General features: G+C 63.1%; 16 protein-coding genes and 1 pseudogene. 5 read left to right on the top strand and 12 right to left on the bottom strand.

Features of this window, described 5'->3' with window-relative positions; all coding sequences use genetic code 11:
• Positions 1 to 3 precede the first annotated feature (3 nt).
• The 4 genes from PG899_RS01075 to PG899_RS01060 all read right to left on the bottom strand — a co-directional run bounded on the left by PG899_RS01075 (position 4) and on the right by PG899_RS01060 (position 4,258).
• Entirely contained in the window at positions 4 to 1,350 is a 1,347-nt protein-coding gene (locus PG899_RS01075) for an MATE family efflux transporter (RefSeq protein ID WP_039213156.1), read from the bottom strand.
• 146 nt (positions 1,351 to 1,496) lie between these two features.
• Positions 1,497 to 3,320 (bottom strand): SulP family inorganic anion transporter, encoded by a 1,824-nt coding sequence (locus PG899_RS01070; protein WP_017410037.1) that lies wholly within the window; start codon positions 3,318 to 3,320, stop codon positions 1,497 to 1,499.
• Between the two features lie 70 nt (positions 3,321 to 3,390).
• Positions 3,391 to 4,011 carry a nucleotidyltransferase family protein gene (locus PG899_RS01065; protein WP_077095597.1) on the bottom strand — a complete coding sequence of 207 codons (621 nt, stop codon included), beginning with the start codon at positions 4,009 to 4,011 and terminating at the stop codon, positions 3,391 to 3,393.
• A complete protein-coding gene (locus PG899_RS01060) occupies positions 4,001 to 4,258 on the bottom strand; it encodes a GNAT family N-acetyltransferase (RefSeq protein WP_011705401.1) in 258 nt (85 codons plus the stop codon). The genes PG899_RS01065 and PG899_RS01060 overlap by 11 nt, the downstream gene beginning before the upstream one ends.
• A gap of 134 nt (positions 4,259 to 4,392) precedes the next feature.
• Here PG899_RS01060 and cysM point away from each other — a divergent pair, with 134 nt between their 5' ends.
• Both cysM and PG899_RS24245 read left to right on the top strand, forming a co-directional pair.
• A complete protein-coding gene (gene cysM, locus PG899_RS01055) occupies positions 4,393 to 5,298 on the top strand; it encodes a cysteine synthase CysM (protein WP_077095596.1) in 906 nt (301 codons plus the stop codon).
• 166 nt (positions 5,299 to 5,464) lie between these two features.
• A pseudogene (locus PG899_RS24245) lies at positions 5,465 to 5,746 on the top strand (hypothetical protein).
• 33 nt (positions 5,747 to 5,779) lie between these two features.
• Here the strand turns inward: PG899_RS24245 and PG899_RS01045 are convergent.
• Genes PG899_RS01045 through PG899_RS01030 form a run of 4 tightly spaced genes read right to left on the bottom strand, consistent with a single transcriptional unit; the run spans position 5,780 to position 9,521 of the window.
• A complete protein-coding gene (locus tag PG899_RS01045) occupies positions 5,780 to 6,964 on the bottom strand; it encodes an iron-containing alcohol dehydrogenase (protein ID WP_077095595.1) in 1,185 nt (394 codons plus the stop codon).
• Positions 6,965 to 6,981: 17 nt separating this feature from the next.
• Complete coding sequence (locus PG899_RS01040) at positions 6,982 to 7,497, bottom strand: SCP2 sterol-binding domain-containing protein (protein ID WP_044799644.1); 516 nt, start codon at positions 7,495 to 7,497, stop codon at positions 6,982 to 6,984.
• Positions 7,478 to 8,080: a TetR/AcrR family transcriptional regulator gene (locus PG899_RS01035; protein WP_077095594.1), complete on the bottom strand. Its 603-nt coding sequence runs from the start codon at positions 8,078 to 8,080 to the stop codon at positions 7,478 to 7,480. The genes PG899_RS01040 and PG899_RS01035 overlap by 20 nt, the downstream gene beginning before the upstream one ends.
• Positions 8,081 to 8,090: 10 nt before the next feature.
• The gene (locus PG899_RS01030) at positions 8,091 to 9,521 is read right to left on the bottom strand and encodes a coniferyl aldehyde dehydrogenase (RefSeq protein ID WP_024943819.1); all 1,431 of its coding nucleotides are present in this window, start codon (positions 9,519 to 9,521) and stop codon (positions 8,091 to 8,093) included.
• A 211-nt stretch (positions 9,522 to 9,732) separates the two neighbouring features.
• On the opposite strand from PG899_RS01030, the gene PG899_RS01025 reads away from it, so the two are divergent.
• Positions 9,733 to 10,026, top strand: coding sequence for a hypothetical protein (locus PG899_RS01025; protein ID WP_005299095.1), 294 nt, complete (start codon positions 9,733 to 9,735; stop codon positions 10,024 to 10,026).
• A 58-nt stretch (positions 10,027 to 10,084) separates the two neighbouring features.
• Here the strand turns inward: PG899_RS01025 and PG899_RS01020 are convergent, their stop codons facing one another.
• Positions 10,085 to 10,534 (bottom strand): C40 family peptidase, encoded by a 450-nt coding sequence (locus PG899_RS01020; protein WP_011705408.1) that lies wholly within the window; start codon positions 10,532 to 10,534, stop codon positions 10,085 to 10,087.
• 854 nt (positions 10,535 to 11,388) lie between these two features.
• Here PG899_RS01020 and ahh1 point away from each other — a divergent pair.
• Positions 11,389 to 13,254 carry a hemolysin Ahh1 gene (gene ahh1, locus PG899_RS01015; protein WP_077095593.1) on the top strand — a complete coding sequence of 622 codons (1,866 nt, stop codon included), beginning with the start codon at positions 11,389 to 11,391 and terminating at the stop codon, positions 13,252 to 13,254.
• A gap of 67 nt (positions 13,255 to 13,321) precedes the next feature.
• Here the strand turns inward: ahh1 and PG899_RS01010 are convergent, their stop codons facing one another.
• A complete protein-coding gene (locus PG899_RS01010; RefSeq protein ID WP_011705410.1) occupies positions 13,322 to 14,230 on the bottom strand; it encodes a hydrogen peroxide-inducible genes activator in 909 nt (302 codons plus the stop codon).
• 146 nt (positions 14,231 to 14,376) lie between these two features.
• On the opposite strand from PG899_RS01010, the gene PG899_RS01005 reads away from it, so the two are divergent.
• Positions 14,377 to 14,979 carry a peroxiredoxin C gene (locus PG899_RS01005; protein WP_005299113.1) on the top strand — a complete coding sequence of 201 codons (603 nt, stop codon included), beginning with the start codon at positions 14,377 to 14,379 and terminating at the stop codon, positions 14,977 to 14,979.
• Positions 14,980 to 15,203: 224 nt separating this feature from the next.
• Here the strand turns inward: PG899_RS01005 and PG899_RS01000 are convergent, their stop codons facing one another.
• Both PG899_RS01000 and PG899_RS00995 read right to left on the bottom strand, forming a co-directional pair.
• Positions 15,204 to 16,169, bottom strand: a complete 966-nt coding sequence (locus tag PG899_RS01000) for an alpha-L-glutamate ligase-like protein (protein ID WP_011705412.1) — start codon at positions 16,167 to 16,169, stop codon at positions 15,204 to 15,206.
• A 3-nt stretch (positions 16,170 to 16,172) separates the two neighbouring features.
• A complete protein-coding gene (locus tag PG899_RS00995) occupies positions 16,173 to 17,711 on the bottom strand; it encodes an inactive transglutaminase family protein (protein WP_011705413.1) in 1,539 nt (512 codons plus the stop codon).

Below are 17,711 nucleotides of genomic sequence, written 5' to 3'. Positions count from 1 at the left end.
CGCTTATGTTTCAACAAGAATTTTGTTTTGCCAGCGACGACTGCGCCAGCGCCAGAACATGGCCAGACCGCGCACCCACTCGTCGCAGGCGAGCGCCAACCAGATACCGACCAGTCCATAACCCTGCATGATACCAAGGAAATAGGCCAGTGGAACGGCAATCCCCCACATGGAGACGAGCGCCATGTAGAGCGGGAAACGGGCGTCCCCGGTGGCGCGCAGGGCGTTGATCACCACCAGATTGAAGGTACGGCCGGGTTCCAGGATGAGGCTTATCAAGAACAGCTGCGCCACCTGGGTGATGATGTCGGCGTCATCGGTGAACAGGCTGATGATGGTGCGGCCGTTGAGGGCCGCCAGCAAGGCGATGAAGGCGGTGACGACGAGCCCCAGCTTCAGGCTTTTGAGCAACTGGCGGTAGGCCTGCTCGAAGCGGCGGGCCCCCGCCAGGTGGCCGATGATGATCTCGTTGCCAAGGCCGATGGAGAGGCCGAACAGCAGGATGAACAGGCAGATCTGGAAGAAGTAGGACTGGGTTGCCAGCGCCTTGTCGCCGAGCAGGCCGACGAAGGCGGTCACCACCATGAACTGCAGCATCCAGGAGAGGTTCTCGCCGGCGGCCGGCAGGCCGATGTGCAGCACCTTGCCCAGCATCAGCCGGCTGGGTTTGACGATCTCCGGCAGGCGCAGCCGGATGCCGGTCTTGCGCGCCACCAGCCACACCAGCAGCACCACCCCGACGATGCGGCCCGCCACCGTGCTGATGGCGACCCCGGCTACCCCGAGCTGGGGCAGGCCGAACCAGCCGTAGAGCAGCAGCAAGTTGCCGACGAAGGTGATGAGGTTGACGATGAGGGTCACGTACATCGCCTGCCGGGTGTGGCCGTGGGCGCGCAGGGTGGCGGCCAGGCAGAGCGCCGCCGCTTCCGGCAGCAGGCACAGGCCGATGATCTGCAGGTAGAGGGTGGCATCGCTCATCAGGTTGGCGGGCAGGTTCATCAGCGCCAGCATGGTACTGGCCCCGGCGATGACGCCAACGGCGGCCACCAGTCCCACCAGCAGGTTGAAACCGATGGCGGTGTGGATGACGACGCGCGCCTTCTCCTTGTCGCCGGCCCCCAGATACTGTGTGATCACCACGCTGGTGCCGATGCTGACGAAGCTGAACAAGGTGATGGCGAGATCGAACACCTGGTTGCCGACCGCGAGCGCCGCCACCCCCTGATAGGAGACGTGACCCACCATGAAGGTGTTGAGGGCCCCGGTCAGAAAGTGCAGGGCGAGATCGATAAACAGTGGCCAGGTCAGGGAGAAGAGGGTGCCCGGACCTGCGTGGGATTGAGTTTGCATGGGGTGTCCAAATACTGGGGATGGCCCTCGTCAGCGCCATCTGGACGGGCATTTAACACCAAGCGGGGGCGAGGCGCAATCGTGGCGGTCACTAAGCAGGGGAAGAGAGCGCGAGCCCTGCCGACATGGGCAGGGCCCGCTCGGGATCAGGCCGGGGTAGCGCCAGCCTCCTGTTCGCTGGGCAGGGTGAGGCGCGCCGAATCGGGCAGGGCGTCATCCTGGGGCCAGCGCGAGAGGATGGCCTCGGTAGTGCTCTCCACCACCTCGTCATCCTTGAACACCGGCTCGCGGTAGCAGCGGGTCATGCGCAGCGCCTGATACATGTCGGGGCAGAGGATGATCCCCTCGTCGCCGACCCGGATCCCGGCCTGCTTGAGCCACAGGCTCATCTGGCCGTGGCGGCCGGCCATCACCATGTGGATGCCGCGCCGTTTCAGATCCTTGTGCAGTTCCCCCAGCATGCTCATCACGCTGATGTCCTGATGGGTGAAGCAGGCCACCGCATCCACCACCAGGCATTTGGGGCTGTGGGGATCCTGCACCAGCAGCGCCAGCACCCGCCGCTTGAAGTAGGGGGCGTTGAAGTAGGTGAGCGGCGAGTTGAAGCGATAGACCAGGATGCCGGGAATGGCCTTGGCCTGTTCGTTGTCCCCCAGGGTGCGCACCACGCCCTCGTCATCCATGCCGAGCAGCTGGTCGGTGGGGCGCATCACGTTGCGCAGGAACTGAAACAGCCCCAGCAGCACCGCGAGGGTGATGCCCGGAATGACCCCCATCGCCAGCACGCTGATGAAGGTGATGAGTGCCAGCCAGAAGGCGGAGCGATCGGAGTGGCGCAGGGCCCACAGGCCGCGAAAGTCGGTGAGGGACAAAGACGCCATCACCAGCACCACGCCGAGGGCGGCGGTGGGGATGTATTGCAGCGGCGCCGTCAGATAGAAGGTGACCAGGGCGATGACGGCGGCGGCGATGATGGAGACCAGCTGGCTCTTGCCGCCGTTGGCGTCGTTGACCGCGGTGCGCGAATCCGCGCCGCTGATGGCAAAGCCCTGAGAGGCCGCTGCTGCCAGGTTGGCCATGCCGAGGGCCCGAAACTCCTTGTCCGCATCTATTTCGTAGCCGTTCTTGGCGGCGAAGCTGCGGGCGGTCAGCATCATGGAGACGAAGCTCACCATGGCCAGGTTGAGCGCCGGCAGCACCAGTTCCCGCATCAGACCGGGGGGAAACTCCGGCATCTGGAAGGCGGGCAGGCCCGAGCCGATGGCGCCCAGGGTGGCGATGCCGAACTGGCCGAGATCGAGCGCCCACACCAGTCCCGCCGTCACCACCATGGCCACCATGGAGGAGGGCCAGGCAGGCTTGAAGCGCTTGGCCAGCAGCAGGGTGAGCAGGGCGGTCAGGCTCATGGCCAGGGTGGGCAGATGGGTCTGGGTGATGTAGCTGGCACCGCCGGCGATCCGCTCGATGAGGTAGCGCTCGCTGAAGGTGAAGCCGAAAATCTTGGAGAGCTGGCCCACCATGATGGTGATGGCCACCCCGTTGAGCAGCCCCATCAGGATCGGGCGGGAGAGAAAGTCCGCCAGCACCCCCAGCTTGAAGCGGCTGGCGATGAGGCACCAGAAGCCGGTCATGGCGGTCATGGTCATCACCAGCTGCCAGTGGCGGGTGGCATCCCCGGCGGCGAGCGGGGTTACCACGGCGGCGATCACCGCGCAGGTGGCGGCGTCCGGGCCGACGATGAGCTGGCGGGAGGTACCGAACAGGGCATACACCAGCATGGGCAGGATGCAGGAGTAGAGGCCGACCAGCGGCCCCACCCCGGCCAGCTCCGCATAGGCGATGGCCACGGGCAGGGCCACCGCGGCCACCGACAATCCAGCGCGCATATCCGGCATCAGCCAGGCCCGCTGGTATTGCAGCAGGGCGGCGAGGCCCGGTAGCCAGCGTTCGAGTGAGAAGAAGTCGCGCATTATTTAACCCATTGAGTTACAAACATCTTTTCCTTAGTGTGCCCAAGGTTATCGAAACATTGCAATCAGGTTATGGCCAGTTCACCACCAGGTCAGGCCAGAGTTGTTGCCACCCCTTGGCCTTGACCCGCTCGGTAAAGACCCGGCGCTCCTGGCGGCAGCGCGGGTTGGGATCCACCTGCAGGGACCAGTTGGGGGCAAAGCCGTAAGGGGCCAGCCATTCGAATGAATCGTCTGCCTGCAGCCGGACTCCGATGCAGGTGGGCACCTCCACCCAGTGGCTGAGGGCCGAGAGCGAGCTGGTGAAGGGGGGCACCAGCTGGCGCACATGCATGCGGGCCTGGTTGCGCACCTCCCACTGCTGGCCCGGCATTCTGGTGGCGAGCCAGGCTTCGTGATCGGCCTCCTGCAATCCAGTGGGATCAGCGCTGTCCAGATAGATAAGGTCGATGTCGTTGAGGGCGGTCGGCACCGATTTATGGTGCAGGTGATCCCAGATGAGGTTGCGGATAAAACCGGCCCCCAGCGCCCAGTCGGGCAGTGCCAGTTCACGGGCTGCCCGCAGGCAATCCATGCGCTGGTCATCGGCCCGCAGCAGGGCTTCGGTCTGTGCCTGCAGGTCGGCTTCCAGGGCGCTCTGGCGAGCGTGCGAGGTTGGCGTGCTGTGACGCGTCTGGGTGTCAGCCGGCATTGCGGCGCAACCAGACGTCGATGTAGCTGCAGCTCGGCACTATGGTGAGTCCTTCTGCCTGGGTCCAGCTGTAGAAGGTGCGCGCCAGCTGATCGGCGATCCCCTGTACCCTGAGCTCGGGCGGGACGAAGGTGCTGTAGGCGTCGATGGTCTTGGCGTCGAGCCGCCGGTAACGCAGCCTGGACTCCTTGCCATCCACCACACAGATGAATTGCTGCTGGTTGGCCTGATGAATGATCTCGCTCATGCTTGCTCCTCGGTACGGGGGATGGGGTTATCTGACCATGTTGGCGCCCCTTTGCCAACTGTTCGGGGTCGCTTACACTGCGAGCCCGGCCGGGTACATACCCGCTAGCCAAGGTATAGAACAGTTCACGAAGGATGGATCCCATTATGGCTTTTGCCACGCTGGAAGAGTTGATCGGCAATACCCCCCTGCTGGCGCTGCGTCGCATCAATCCCCACCCCGGTGTCACCCTGCTGGTCAAGCTGGAGGGCAACAACCCGGCCGGCTCAGTCAAGGACAGGCCGGCGCTGAACCTCATCAAGTGCGCGGAGGCGAGCGGTCACTTAGCGCCAGGGGCCCGTCTCATCGAGGCCACCTCCGGCAACACCGGCATCGCGCTGGCCATGGTGGCGGCGGCGCGGGGCTACCGGATGCGGCTCATCATGCCAAATACCATGAGCCAGGAGCGGCGCGATGCCATGCAGGCCTATGGCGCCGAGCTGGTGCTGGTGGAGGGCGGCATGGAGGCCGCGCGCGACCTCGCCCTGGCGATGCAGGCGCGGGGCGAGGGGCTGGTACTCGATCAGTTCAACAACCTGGCCAACCCGGATGCCCATTACCTCTCCACCGGCCCCGAGATCTGGCGCCAGAGCGAGGGGGCGGTCACTCACTTCGTCTCGGCCATGGGCACCACGGGCACCATCATGGGGGTCTCCCGCTACCTCAAGGAGCAGAACCCGGCGGTGCAGGTGATCGGTCTGCAACCGGCCGAGGGGAGCCAGATCCCGGGGATCCGCCGCTGGCCTGCGGCCTACCTGCCGGCCATTTTCGAGCCCGCCCGGGTCGATCGGGTGCTGGATGTGACCCAGCAGGAGGCGCTCGCCATGATGCGCCGGCTGGCGCGGGAGGAGGGGATCTGCTGCGGGGTCAGCTCGGGGGGCGCCGTGGCAGGCGCCTTGCGGGTGGCGGCAGAGATCAAGCAGGGGGTGGTGGTGGCCATCATCTGCGATCGGGGGGATCGCTACCTCTCCACCGGGGTGTTCAGCGACGAGCAGGTGTAAGAGCGCTGCGTCAGCGCGATGATTAACTTGATATGTATCAACAACTTGCTGATACATTGCACTGTGTACCCCTTGTAACAATCAACCCTGCTGGCAGGGTTGATTCCATTTGCCTCCTGTTTGACACTCGGCGCCCTTGGTTGACCGATGCAAACAGGAGCGTCCCATGATCTTGCCTTCCTCTCTTCGTCTTTCTCTGTTTGGCCTGTGTCTGGCCACGGCGGGTTGTACCGTCGAACCCTACGCCTATCAGTGCGGCGACAAGTAATGCTCGGTGATTGATCACCAGGGGCAGAAACACGAGCGGCCGCTGGACGAGGTAAAACCCGTCTGGGAGCGCAAGCAAGAGCGGGAAGAGGCCGTGCGCCGCAACAAGGAGTCCATCTGGCGCGAAAAAACGCCCGAAGCGCGCGACAACTACGGCGCCGGCGCCACCATCAGCTGGTAACAGGAGGCCCCGCGATGCGGGGCCTCTGTCTGATTACTCCCAGGCCAGCTCAAGCAGGCCGAGCAGCTGGGTGCGGTCGGCATCCTTGCGGTTGTAGAGCAGGGCGCCGTCGTTGATGGCGAGATCGCGGATCTCGGGCAGTAGCGCCTTGTCGGTGACGCCGGCCTCGCGCAGGGTGCGCGGCAGCTTCACCGCCTGCCACAGGGTATCGCGCAGCGCCTGCAGCGCCTCGATGGCGGCCTGGGCCCGCGCGGCGGCCGGGATGGCGGCAAAACGCTCGGCCCCCACCAGCGGCAGCAGCAGGCGGGCCAGCTCAGGGTCGATGCCCGGCCGGTTGTAGTCGAGCACGGTGGGCAGGAAGAGGTTCATGCACAGGCCGTGGGGCAGGTGGCAGCGGGCTCCCAGGCTGTGGCCGAGGGCGTGCACCAGCCCCACCATGGAGTTGGAGAAGGCCATGCCCGCCAGGGTGGAACCTTCCGCCAGCTGCAGCCGCAGTCGCTTGTCCTGCGGGTTGCTCAGCACCTGGGGCAGGGCGCTGGCGATCTTCTCCACCGCCATCAGGGCCAGGGCGTCGCTGACCGGGTTCTTGGCGTTGCCGATGAAGGCCTCGATGGCGTGGGTTATGGCATCCATGGCGGTGGCGGCGGTGATGTTGAGCGGCAGCCCCTGAGTGAGGCGCGGATCCAGCACCGCCAGCTGGGGCAGCAGGAAGGGGGAGGTAAAGGGCACCTTGCGCCCGCTCGCCTCGTCCTTGATCACCGCTACCAGGGTCACTTCCGAGCCGGTGCCCGCCGTGGTGGGCACCACCGCCAGCGGTTGCAGCGGCCGGGTCAGGCAGCCGGCGCCGGCGTAATCCAGCAGCCGCGTCCCCCCCATGGAGGCGAGAATGTTGACCGCCTTGGCTGTGTCGATGACGGAGCCGCCGCCCAGCGCCACCAGGCTGTCACAGCCGAGCTCCCGGTGACGGGCCGCAATCCGCTCCACCACGGCGGTGGAGGAGTCGGCCGGGATCTCGTCCCAGATGGCGGCCACCGGCAGCTCCCCTTCGGCCAGTACCCCGGCCAGCAGGGTGGCGAGGCCAGTGCCGCTGACCCCTTTATCGGTGAGCAGCAGCGGCCTGCGCGCCCCCAATCCCGCCAGTTCGCCGGCCAGTTGCTCCAGCGCCTGCTCGCCCGCCATCAGTTTGACCGGGCAGAAAAAATCGTAATAGCGACTCATGGTGCTCATCCTCTCGTTCAGCCGGTCAACAGACCCAGGTAGATGTGGCAGGCCCGGCTCAGCTTGTGGCGCGGGTCAGGATAGCGGCGCAGCAAGGGGCGGGCGATGAAGGCCGGCAGGATCAGCGCCTGCAGCTGTTCCAGGGCCCGCACCAGGTGCATGGCGACGGTGAGATCCCCCTCCACCAGCAGGCGGTTCTCGCTGAACGCCTGATTGACCCCGAGCCGAAAGCTGAGGGCGCGAAAGGCGATGGTGGGATGCTTGAAGCGCACCCGCAGCGGATGCAGCCCGCCGGTGTCGGGTGCGGGGCCGCTCTGCCAGCGGCCGGCCGCCTTGTGAATGGTCAGGCCGTGGGCCATGCCGCTCACCTCTAACCGGATGGTGAGCCCGTCCGGCAGGGGGGCGAGCTCCTGGCGTACCGCCTCGTCGATGCGGGCGGCGCGGCACAGGGTGCGGCCGATGATCCAGAGCAGGCAGCTGATCCAGAGGCGGCGACCCTGCGCCGCCAGGGAATCAAGGTGTCGGTTGTGCATAGGCGTGAACTCCCGAGATGGCGGACCAGAACAGGGCGAAGGCGCTGGCTTGCCAGTGGCCGTCCCGTCCCAGTTCAGGTTGGTCGACAAACAGCGAGGCGCAGGCCAGGAACTGGCCCTGGCACACCTCCAGCATCAGGGCCGGTGGAGCTTGCATCAATTCGCCGCTGGCCTGGCCCTGGGCCAGCAGGCGGGGTAAAAAACGCAGGGTGTCGCTCAGGATCTGGCTGCGCAGCGGGCGAGCCAGCAGGGGGGAGTGAAAAAAGCCCAGCACGAACTTGAGCTCGTGGGGGTGGGCCTGCATCCAGGCCATCGCCTGGCTCCAGTAGTGGCGCGCCTGCTCCTGGAGGGGCAGGGCGGCGTCTGCCTCGGTGATGGCGGCGCCGAGGCGCAGCTTGATGTCCTGATAGAGGCTCTGGATCAGCACCTCCTTGCTGGGAAAGTGGTGAAACAGGGTGCCGTTGGCCACCCCGGCCGCCTTGGCGATGCGGGCGGTGGCAGCGCCCTGCAAGCCATCTTCGGCACACAGGGCAAGGGCGGCATCCAGGATCTGGCGGCGCTTGTCGGTCACGGGTGTGTTCATGCTGGTCTCGTCAGCGCAAAAACAGGGCCATCATCAGCCGCTGGTGCCAGCGCCGATAAGGAGGGTGCACCATGGTGCCGGTGCTGAAGCGTCCCCGGCTCAGCACGGTCTTGGCCTTGGAGAAGGTGAGAAACCCCTCGTGGCCGTGGTAGTGGCCCATGCCGGAGGCACCGATGCCGCCAAAGGGCACGTCGTCGGCGGCCACCTGGAACAGGCTGTCGTTGATGGCCATACCGCCGGAGTGGGTCTCCCGGATCACCTTGTGCTGCAGGGCGGGATCCAGGCTCATCAGGTAGAAGGCGAGCGGACGGGGCCGCGCGGCTATGTAGGCGAGCGCCTCGTCCAGCGAGTCATAGGGCACGATCGGCAGCAGCGGGCCGAAGATCTCCTGCTGCATCAGCTGGCAGTGGTTTGGCACTTCGGTCAGCAGATGGGGCAGCAGGCGGTGGGCGCCATCGTCCCGGGCCGGGCTGCCACAGGGGTGTATCTGGGCGCCTGCCCGCTCGGCTTCGGCCAGCCAGCTGGTGAGCCGTTCATACTGGCGGCCATTGATGATGGAGCCGTAATCCGCGCTGGCCAGCCCCTGGGGATAGAGGCGGGCGAAGTGATCGCGATAGGCCTCGACAAAAGCCTGCTCCTGACCGCGCGGCAGCAGCACATAATCGGGGGCGACACAGATCTGGCCGGCGTTGAGGCTCTTGCCGAAGATCATCCGCTCCACCGCCAGCGCCAGCGGCATGTCGGGGGCGATGAGGCAGGGACTCTTGCCGCCGAGCTCCAGGGTGAGCGGGGTGAGCTGGGGGGCCGCCGCGGCCATTACCAGCCGGCCCACGGCGGTGGAGCCGGTAAACAGCAGGTGATCGAAGGGCAGGGCGCTGAAGGCGGCCGCCACCTGGGCGTCACCTTCAATCACCATCACCTCGCGCTCGTCGAAGACGCCGTCCAGCAGCTCGCGCAGCACCCGGTTGGTGTGGGGGGTGAATTCGGAGAGCTTCAGCATGGCGCGGTTGCCGGCGGCGATGGCGCTGATGAGGGGGCCGAGGCTCAGCATCACCGGGAAGTTCCAGGGCACTATGATACCGACCACCCCGAGCGGCTGATAGAACACCTCCACCCGGGCCGGTGCCAGCAGCAGGCCGGTGTGGCGGCGGTGCGGGCGCATCCAGCGCTTGATCCGTTTCTGGGTGTAGTTGATCTGCATGACGCAGGGGAGGATGTCGGCAATCATGCTGTCGTAGTCGCTGCGCTGGCCATAGTCTTTGGCCAGGGCATCGCACAGCGGCTGCTTGTGGGCGATCAGGGCACGCTTGAGCTGGCTGAGGTGGGCTCTGCGCTCGCTCAGACTCGGCATGGGATGTTGCTGACAGGCGTCTCTGAGTCTGGCTAGTCTGGCCGGGAGCGACAACTTGTCGGTGGCCTCCTGCAACTGCATCGCTTCCATGGCATACCCCGCTGGTTAGGGACCGACTGATTGGTCGGTCTAAATCTAGCGTCTTGTTAACTGGCTGTAAAGTTTTGCCCGTTGGCTTAGGATGGGGCGCGGATGACTCACCCGGCGACTGTGCTGGCCTCCACACTTTCGTGGATTTGGGGTTGGTGAATTATCCAATAAGGGGTAGTTTTTGGCTATCAACCGACAAGGAGAGAGTGTTATGACCAGGGAACTGAACAGCTTGTTGGCCCGCCTGGAAGATGTGGTCGAGCGGATGCCGGATTGCTTCAACACCTATGAATTTGCCCAGAAGCTGGCGTTGCAGCATCAGCGCGAGTTTTTTGCCGCGGGTCACTCCCTGGCCGAACAGGAGGGGCGCCTGCTGCGGGTGCTGCATGAGAAGATTGCCGAGGCCCTGGCCGGCAGTGACAAGGTGATCGAAGGGGCGCTGTTGCCCTGCGTGACCCCCTGGGGCGAACGGGCCACCTCGCCGCGCTGGCATCGCAAGCACTGAGCCATCCGTTGAATCAACAACAACAGGGCCCGTCGCGGGCCCTGTTGTTTTATGGTGGTCACTGGGTGAGGCGGCGCGCCTGCCAGTAGCGGCTGTTCCAGTAGACGTTGTCGAGGCGCGAGCGGATCACCCCCTTGCTGGTGGAGGCGTGGATGAACTCCCCGCCGCCGGTGTAGACACCGACGTGGTATTGCTGCCAGCCGGTCTTGAAGAAGACCAGATCGCCGTGCTGCAGTCGGTAGCGATCGACCGGCCGACCCAGGTTGGCCTGGGATTCAGTGGTTCTGGGCAAATTGAAGCCCATCACCTGCTGGTAGGCGAGCTGGGTAAAGGCGGAGCAGTCGAGGCCGGCCCGATCCGAGCCGCCCATGCGATAGGGTACGCCGCGCCACTGCTGATAGAAGCCTTCAAAGGCGCTGCTCTGCTGGCGTGGCGGGGCAGGCTCGGGTGTGCTGGAACAGGCGGCCAGCAACAGGGCCAGCAGGGGCAGCAGCCATTTGCAATCCATGGGGGCTCCTTCGAGACGACAACGTCTCCATCATAAACGGGGTTCGGGGCTCGAACATAGCCTTGCTTGCAAGAAACAGCCTCTGGCTACCTCAAAAGAGGCGAAAACGCAGAGGGTTATAATATTATTTGTATTCATTTGAATAATATTTGGCGATTATCTTGAATGAGTATTTCAATATTAAAGTAGTTATTCCAATCAGCCTTGGCATGAAATGATAATTAACCTTGTTGACGTCGCCCCGTGATCTGTGTCACGTTCTGTCTCAGGGTTAATTCGTTATGATGGCGCCATCAAATAAATGGCAAGGGACCCCGCCATTTTCACCGCCAATATGATGGTAGCACCACAAGATATCTCTGGGTATATTCCCGCAACTGGTTCACATAATAATATTCGGCCAATGACTGGCGTCGGCTGACAATATCACCAGACAGAGGAGGGCCATCCCATGATATCCGGTCCATAGCAGTGAGTGTTCCCTCGCACCAGGAGGCCTGCGGTATCAGGCTGTCGCACCATCGTTCAGGCCGATGGGCGCTACCGCCAAGCCAACGGGCACGGTGCGAGATGCAAGGCGCATTCAGGCGACCTTGAGGGAAGATTGCCATCAGCGCGCGACTCCCGTGTAATAGCATCGGCGCATGCCGAATCATCCACCTTAGATCGCATCGCGATCCTTGTTCTGTCAACAATAAATGCATTCTCCGCCACGCTGTTAATTCACGGCGAAAATAATGAATGTCATGACAGGCAAGCAGAATAACGCCCCGAAATATAACTGTGAATAATATGGTTATGCCGTATTCGTTCATTGTTTAAATAGCTTGGCGTGATTCGACAAGGAGATAACAATGAAAAACAAAAAACCACGCAAATTCATCACGCAAGCCCCCACTCTCAGTCTGCTCGCGCTGGCCTTGTTGGCTGGCAGCGTGCAAGCCGAAGATATTGGCGAACGTACCGACCAGGGCACCGCCATGCTGGCCAGCCTGCAATCCGAACAGGGTCTGATTTACCTCAATGCCGACGTCTGGCTGAAGGGGCAGGGGGCGACGCCGCTCATGACCCGGGATCAGCTGCGCGAGCGGGTGCTGGCACGGGGCGAGCGTCTGTTCATCGATTTCAGCGCCGTCACCGACAAGAATGAGCGACAGCAAGCCAGAAAAGCCATGGAGCAGCTGGCCGGCATCTCTTTTGATGCGGACTGGGTGCTGGTGTCCGGCTACAAGGGGGAGCTGCTGTTCACCCCGCTGGGGGGCGTCGATGATCCGGCCTTCTATCAGGTGATGGAGCGGGTCGAGAGCCTGGATGGGCAGGGCAAGCGCCACAAGCGCTCGCTGACCCAGCCGCCCGCCGCCGAGGCCGGCCTGCCCCACGTGGCCTTCTATCTCAACGTCAACCGCAAGATCAGCGATGCCGAGTGCACCTTCCCGCGCTCGCGCACTTGGAGCTGGGGCGATCGGCTGTTCTGCGATTCGCCGAACATCTCGCTGGTCTACCGGGTCAACCTGGAGCGCTCCCTGCAATTTGGCAACACCGGCTCCGCCACGCCGGATGCCAAGATAGTGCGGATCTCGCTGGACGAAGAGTCGGCCGGTGCCGGCATCCAGCTCAACGAGGATCTGAGCTGGAGCGAGAACATCGCGGACTACCTGCTGCTGGATGGCTGGGCCCGCGACTATGCCACTGATGCCATCGCCCAGGATTACCGCTTCAGCATCGAGGCGTCCAACACCAAGGCGGCGGTACTCAAGAGCCTGCCGACCAACCTCAACAGCAAGTACGAGCATCGCGAGATCTCGGGCTTCGAGGTGGGGGTCACCGGCGGGGTGGAGGTGAACAAGGATGGGCCCAAGGCCAAGCTGGAGGCGTCGGCCAAGTTCAGCCAGCAGCGCCAGCTTGCCTACAACACCCAGGATTACCGGGTCGAACGCTCGGCGCCGAGCGCCCAGAAGGTGAGTTTCAGCTGGGTTCGCGATCAGTACGCGACCGCGGAGTCCCTGCTCTCCTCCAAGACGGCCACCGTCTGGGGCATGGGGTACGACGTGGATCACAACCGCATCCAGCCGCTCAGCTACAAGGGGTTTGTGCCGAATCTGGACGTCATCTACAAGGCGGCACCGGACGAGACGGGCAGCACCGAGTTCAAGATCGACTCCTCGGTCAACATCCGCCCCATCTACACCGGCATCTACAAGCACTACTACGTGGTGGGGGCCCATGTCTCCTTCCAGGGCTTTGAAGATACCGACAAGCGCAGACGGGTGACGGCGTCCACCAGTTTCAAGGTGGACTGGAACCACCCGGTGTTTACCGGCGGTCGCCCGGTCAACCTGCAGCTGGGGGGCTTTGACAACCGCTGCCTGAGCGCAGATGCCAACCATGGGCTGAGCGCGGTAACCTGTGACGAGACCTCGGCCGCCCAGTCCTTCATCTATGACCAGTACGGCCGCTATGTCAGCGCGCAGGATACTCGCCGCTGCCTGGATGGCAACAACCTCGGCCAGCTGCAGAGCTGCAGCCTGAGCCTGGGTCAGCGCTGGGAGTGGAAAGCGGACAGCGATGCGCTCAGCAACCTGAGTGCCCACCAGCTGCTGGGTCATGACAAGCAGAGCGGGGCGCTGGGGCTCTACGACGAGAATGGCAATCCGCAGAATGTGAGCGTACGGACCCTGACCTCCTACACCCGCATCTTCGGGCCACCGGCCAGTCACTGACAGAGCAGGGCCTTGCGCCCAAGACAACAACGCCGGCAAGTGCCGGCGTTTTTTTATGAAGGACGGATCAGGCCTTGTTCTCGATGAGCGGGGCGAGCAGCTCCGCCAGCTTGTAGAAAGTCTGTACCCGGGTGGTGCTGGGGCGCCACACCAGCCCTATCTCGCGATAGGGATGTTCTCCCGGCAGCGGAATGGCCACCAGATCCGTGTTGTCGAGGATGCCGGCATCGATGGCCATCTGCGGCAGGAAGGTGGTGCCGAGCCCGGCGCCAACCATCTGCACCAAGGTGTGCAGGCTGGTGGCGGCAAATGGGTTGATCTTGCTCTTGTCCCGCAGCCGGCAGGCGCTCACCGCGTGTTCGGTGAGACAGTGCTCCCGCTCCAGCAGGAAGATGCTCTGGTTGGGCAGCTCCTTGTAGTCGAACGGGGTGTGCAGGCTGGCCGCCATGCTGGCGGGCATCACCATGTGGAAGGGATCCTGGCCGACCGTCTTGCAGTGAAAGCCGCCGATCTCCACCGGCAGCGCCAGGATCAGCAGGTCGAGCTGACCCTGTTCCAGCTGCTTGAGCAGGTTGGTGGTGGTGTCTTCACGCAGCAACAATTCCAGCTCAGGATAGGTCTTGCCGCACACCTGCAGCAGCTTGCTGAGCAGGAAGGGGGCGATGGTGGGAATACAGCCCAGGCGTACCGTGCCGTGCATGACGCCCCCCTGATGCTGGCCGAGCTCCATCAGATCCCGCGCATCGGAGAGCAAATTGCGAGCTCGCTCGACGATTTCCATGCCGACCGGGGTCATAATGAAGCTCTTGTGGTCCCGTTCCACCAGTTGCAGGTTCATCATGTCCTCCAGCGTCTGGATCCCGGTACTCAGGGTCGACTGGCTGACATGACAGGCCTTGGCGGCGCGGTTGAAGTTCTTGTGCTCGTCGAGAGCAACCAGATATTGCAGCTGTTTCAGGCTGGGCCAACGTTGCATAGGAAAACCCGATTAATGCTATCTATTTAATTTGATTTAACTAATCTACCATCGGGGCTATAGTTTGTCGCTTTAATTAGACGGACTTGGCTCTAGGTAGCCTGATCCTGACAGGATTGTTCACTTCACATAAAGAGGAATTGAATATGGTATTGGTAGGCCGTCCCGCACCCGATTTCACCGCTGCTGCCGTTCTGGGCAATGGCCAGATCGTTGACTCCTTCAACCTGGCATCCCACATCAAGGGCAAGGCAGCCGTCCTGTTCTTCTATCCGCTCGATTTCACCTTCGTCTGCCCGTCCGAGCTGATTGCCTTCGATCACCGTCTGGAAGAGTTCAACAAGCGTGGCGTGGAAGTGATCGGTGTTTCCATCGACTCCGAGTTCTCCCACAACGCCTGGCGCAACACCAAGATCGAAGACGGCGGCATCGGCCCGGTCAAGTACCCGCTGGTTGCCGACATCAAGCACGAGATCTGCAAAGCCTATGACGTCGAGCACCCGGAAGCCGGCGTGGCATTCCGTGGCTCCTTCCTGATCGACAAGAACGGTGTCGTTCGTCACCAGGTTGTCAACGATCTGCCGCTGGGCCGCAACATCGACGAGATGCTGCGCATGGTCGACGCCCTGCAGTTCCACGAAGAGCACGGCGAAGTGTGCCCGGCTCAGTGGGAGAAAGGCAAAAAAGGCATGACCGCCTCTCCGGACGGCGTTGCCAAATACCTGTCCGAGAACGCTGCTTCCCTGTAATCGGGTCGGCAAACCGGATAGTGAAAAACCGATGCCCAGGCATCGGTTTTTTTATGGCCGTGATTCGGCACTCTCGTTTCGCAACGTTGGCCAGCAACCCTTGTTTCAGCAACCTTTGTCCAGAAACCCATGCTCAGCAGGATTGTGGTTGCCGGCTACGTGCCGATAAACGACAGGCATAAAAAAGCGCGCCCTTTGGCGCGCTTTTGTCATGGGTGTCCGGACTACTCGTCAAAGATACCGAAGTGATCTTTGGCGAAGTTGACCCGCTGCTCCACGTTCATCTTCACCTGGCCCAGCTTCTCGATGGTCTTGAGGTTGGGCACCAGACCACGGCCGTTGGCGATCTGGATGGCGAGGCCCGGACGGGCGTTGAGCTCCAGTAGCATGGGGCCGCGGAACTTGTCCAGCACCATGTCGGTGCCGATGTAGCCGAGGCCCGACATCTCGTAGCAGGAGGCCGCCAGGGTCAGCAGGGTGTCCCAGTGGGGCACCTTGAGCTCATAGAGATCGAGGCCGGTGTCCGGGTGGTGGCGCAGCGGATTGCCGAACTGCACCGCCCGCAGCGCACGGCCGGTACGCAGGCACAGACCCACCCCCACGGCGCCCTGGTGCAGGTTCGCCTTGCCGTCGGACGCAGCGGTGGAGAGGCGCATCATGGCCATGACCGGGAAGCCCTTGAAGATGATCACCCGGGCATCGGGGACCCCTTCGAACGAGTAGCCGTCGAACACGTCATCGAAGTTGATGAGGCCTTCCACCAGCGCCACGTCGGGTTTGCCGCCCAGTGAATAGAGCCCGGCCAGGATGTTGGAGACATGGCGCTCCAGATCCTGCCCGTTGGAGGCGCTGCCGTTGGGCTTGTAGAACAGGCCCTCTTCCTGGCGCAGGATCACCAGGATCCCCTTGCCGCCGGAGCCGCGGGCCGGCTTGATGCAGAAGCCCGGCCAATCCTTCACCAGCTCGGTGATGCGGCTCACGTCGTGCTGGGCACGAATGGTACCGATCAGTTCCGGTACCGTGACGCCGGCATCCAGCGCGATGCGCTTGGTCTGCAGCTTGTCATCCACCAGCGGATATAGGCTGCGCGGATTGTAGCGGCTGATGTAGGAGTGGTTGCGCTTGTTCATGCCGAGGATGCCTGATTGGGACAGGCTCCACGGGGTGGTGTACTTTTCCCAGAACCACATCTGTTACTTGTCCTTACCCGGAGTGGCACCCGATTTGATCTCGTCCACCAGCGGCTTGAAGCGCTTGAGTTCGCTCAGCTTGTAGCCGGTGTAGTTGCCCATCAACAGCACGGTCGCCATCAGCACCAGCTGCAGGCCGAGGAAGTTGAAGGTGAGGTGACGGATCAGTTCGTTATCCATGGCCAGATAGGCGATGACGGCCACCAGCAGAGAGCCGCCACCCTGGCGGAACACCTCTTTCGGACCCTCTTCTTCCCACAGGATGGACATCCGCTCGATGGTCCAGGAGAGGATGATCATCGGGAAGAAGGTGATCTTCATGCCGTCGGTCAGCCCCAGCTTGAAGGCAAACGCGGAGAAGATACCGATCATCGAGATCACCATGATGATGATGGCCGATATTCGGGCGACCAGCAGCAGGTTGAGCCGCGACAGGTAGGAGCGGATCACCAGGCCGGTGCCGACGATCAGCAGGAAACCGATGAGACCGGTGACCAGGGAGGTCTGGATAAAGGCGACCGCGATCAGCACCGGCATGAAGGTGCCCGAGGTCTTGATCCCCACCAATACCCGCAGGAACACCACCATCAGCACGCCGATCGGGATCAGCAGCAAGCCCTTGAACAGGGTCTGCTCTTCCAGCGGCAGGCTGTGGATGGAGAAGTTCATCATCTCCGATTTTTCAAATTTCTGGGCCAGCGCCACGCTGACCGGCTGCTCCTGCTCGATCATCGAGAAGCTGACGCGGGAGTTGTGACCACCGGTCACGTCCAGCAGGGCGCCGGAGTTGTATTCCCACAGCAGCAGGTTGGCAGGGCGGCCCTGTTCACCGGTCTGCGGGTTGAACAGCTTGTAGTCGGTCGGGCTGTTGAACACCTGCAGGTAATCCACCAGCTCCTGACGACGGCGGCCATCTTCCAGGCTCAGCGCGTGCACGACACGGGTCGGCACGTCGGCGTTGTTGAGCAGCTCGGCGATCAGGTTGGCACGGCTCTTGTGCTTCTTCAGCAGCTCGGCGTTCTGCTCCTGCTTCTCGATCTCCTTGATGATCTCGCGCGTCAGGGTGTAGCCGTCGGCGGAGCGCTCCTGGGCACGTTCCAGGATCTGCTTCATGGCGGTGGCGTAGGGCTCGCTCTCGATCTGCTTCTCGATGGCCGGCGGCAGCGGGTTGGCGGCCGGTTTGGCATGGGCATCGGCCATCATGTCGACGCGGTAATAGAGCTCCTGACGGCCGGAGGCGCTGCGAATGGACCACTCGGCGCGGGCATCGCCATCCTTCTCGACGAAGGAGAGACCGTAGCCCGGGCTCGCGGCGTTCTCGTTCATCAGGGTGAAACCGGGCTGGGTGCCCGGAATGGCCAGGGAGGCGATCACCGGCTCGCCGGTGGCCTCGAACTCCAGCTTGGCTTCGATGGACCAGATCTGGCGTTTTTCACCCGGCGTGAGCGGTACGTCCAGCGCGATGTGGTGATAGAACGTCATCCCCAGGCCGACAATGTACAGCAGGGCTACCAGCAAATAGAACGGCTTACGGGAAACCAT

Source organism: Aeromonas sp. QDB39 (assembly GCF_027707585.1).
GTDB classification, from domain to species: domain Bacteria; phylum Pseudomonadota; class Gammaproteobacteria; order Enterobacterales; family Aeromonadaceae; genus Aeromonas; species Aeromonas hydrophila.
Note: the sequence above shows the minus strand (reverse complement) of the source record. Positions and strands in the feature narration are given on the sequence as shown.

Excerpts from the sequence above, each read along its gene's own strand:
- PG899_RS01070 (WP_017410037.1), bottom strand. The coding sequence starts at position 3,320 with ATGCGCGACTTCTTCTCACTCGAACGCTGGCTACCGGGCCTCGCCGCC.
- PG899_RS01040 (WP_044799644.1), bottom strand. The coding sequence starts at position 7,497 with ATGCACAACCGACACCTTGATTCCCTGGCGGCGCAGGGTCGCCGCCTC.
- PG899_RS01065 (WP_077095597.1), bottom strand. The coding sequence starts at position 4,011 with ATGCCGGCTGACACCCAGACGCGTCACAGCACGCCAACCTCGCACGCT.
- PG899_RS01010 (WP_011705410.1), bottom strand. The coding sequence starts at position 14,230 with ATGCAACGTTGGCCCAGCCTGAAACAGCTGCAATATCTGGTTGCTCTC.
- ahh1 (WP_077095593.1), top strand. The coding sequence starts at position 11,389 with ATGAAAAACAAAAAACCACGCAAATTCATCACGCAAGCCCCCACTCTC.
- PG899_RS01075 (WP_039213156.1), bottom strand. The coding sequence starts at position 1,350 with ATGCAAACTCAATCCCACGCAGGTCCGGGCACCCTCTTCTCCCTGACC.
- PG899_RS01000 (WP_011705412.1), bottom strand. The coding sequence starts at position 16,169 with ATGTGGTTCTGGGAAAAGTACACCACCCCGTGGAGCCTGTCCCAATCA.
- PG899_RS01045 (WP_077095595.1), bottom strand. The coding sequence starts at position 6,964 with ATGAGTCGCTATTACGATTTTTTCTGCCCGGTCAAACTGATGGCGGGC.
- PG899_RS01025 (WP_005299095.1), top strand. The coding sequence starts at position 9,733 with ATGACCAGGGAACTGAACAGCTTGTTGGCCCGCCTGGAAGATGTGGTC.
- PG899_RS01005 (WP_005299113.1), top strand. The coding sequence starts at position 14,377 with ATGGTATTGGTAGGCCGTCCCGCACCCGATTTCACCGCTGCTGCCGTT.
- PG899_RS01060 (WP_011705401.1), bottom strand. The coding sequence starts at position 4,258 with ATGAGCGAGATCATTCATCAGGCCAACCAGCAGCAATTCATCTGTGTG.
- PG899_RS01020 (WP_011705408.1), bottom strand. The coding sequence starts at position 10,534 with ATGGATTGCAAATGGCTGCTGCCCCTGCTGGCCCTGTTGCTGGCCGCC.
- PG899_RS01030 (WP_024943819.1), bottom strand. The coding sequence starts at position 9,521 with ATGGAAGCGATGCAGTTGCAGGAGGCCACCGACAAGTTGTCGCTCCCG.
- PG899_RS00995 (WP_011705413.1), bottom strand. The coding sequence starts at position 17,711 with ATGGTTTCCCGTAAGCCGTTCTATTTGCTGGTAGCCCTGCTGTACATT.
- cysM (WP_077095596.1), top strand. The coding sequence starts at position 4,393 with ATGGATCCCATTATGGCTTTTGCCACGCTGGAAGAGTTGATCGGCAAT.
- PG899_RS01035 (WP_077095594.1), bottom strand. The coding sequence starts at position 8,080 with ATGAACACACCCGTGACCGACAAGCGCCGCCAGATCCTGGATGCCGCC.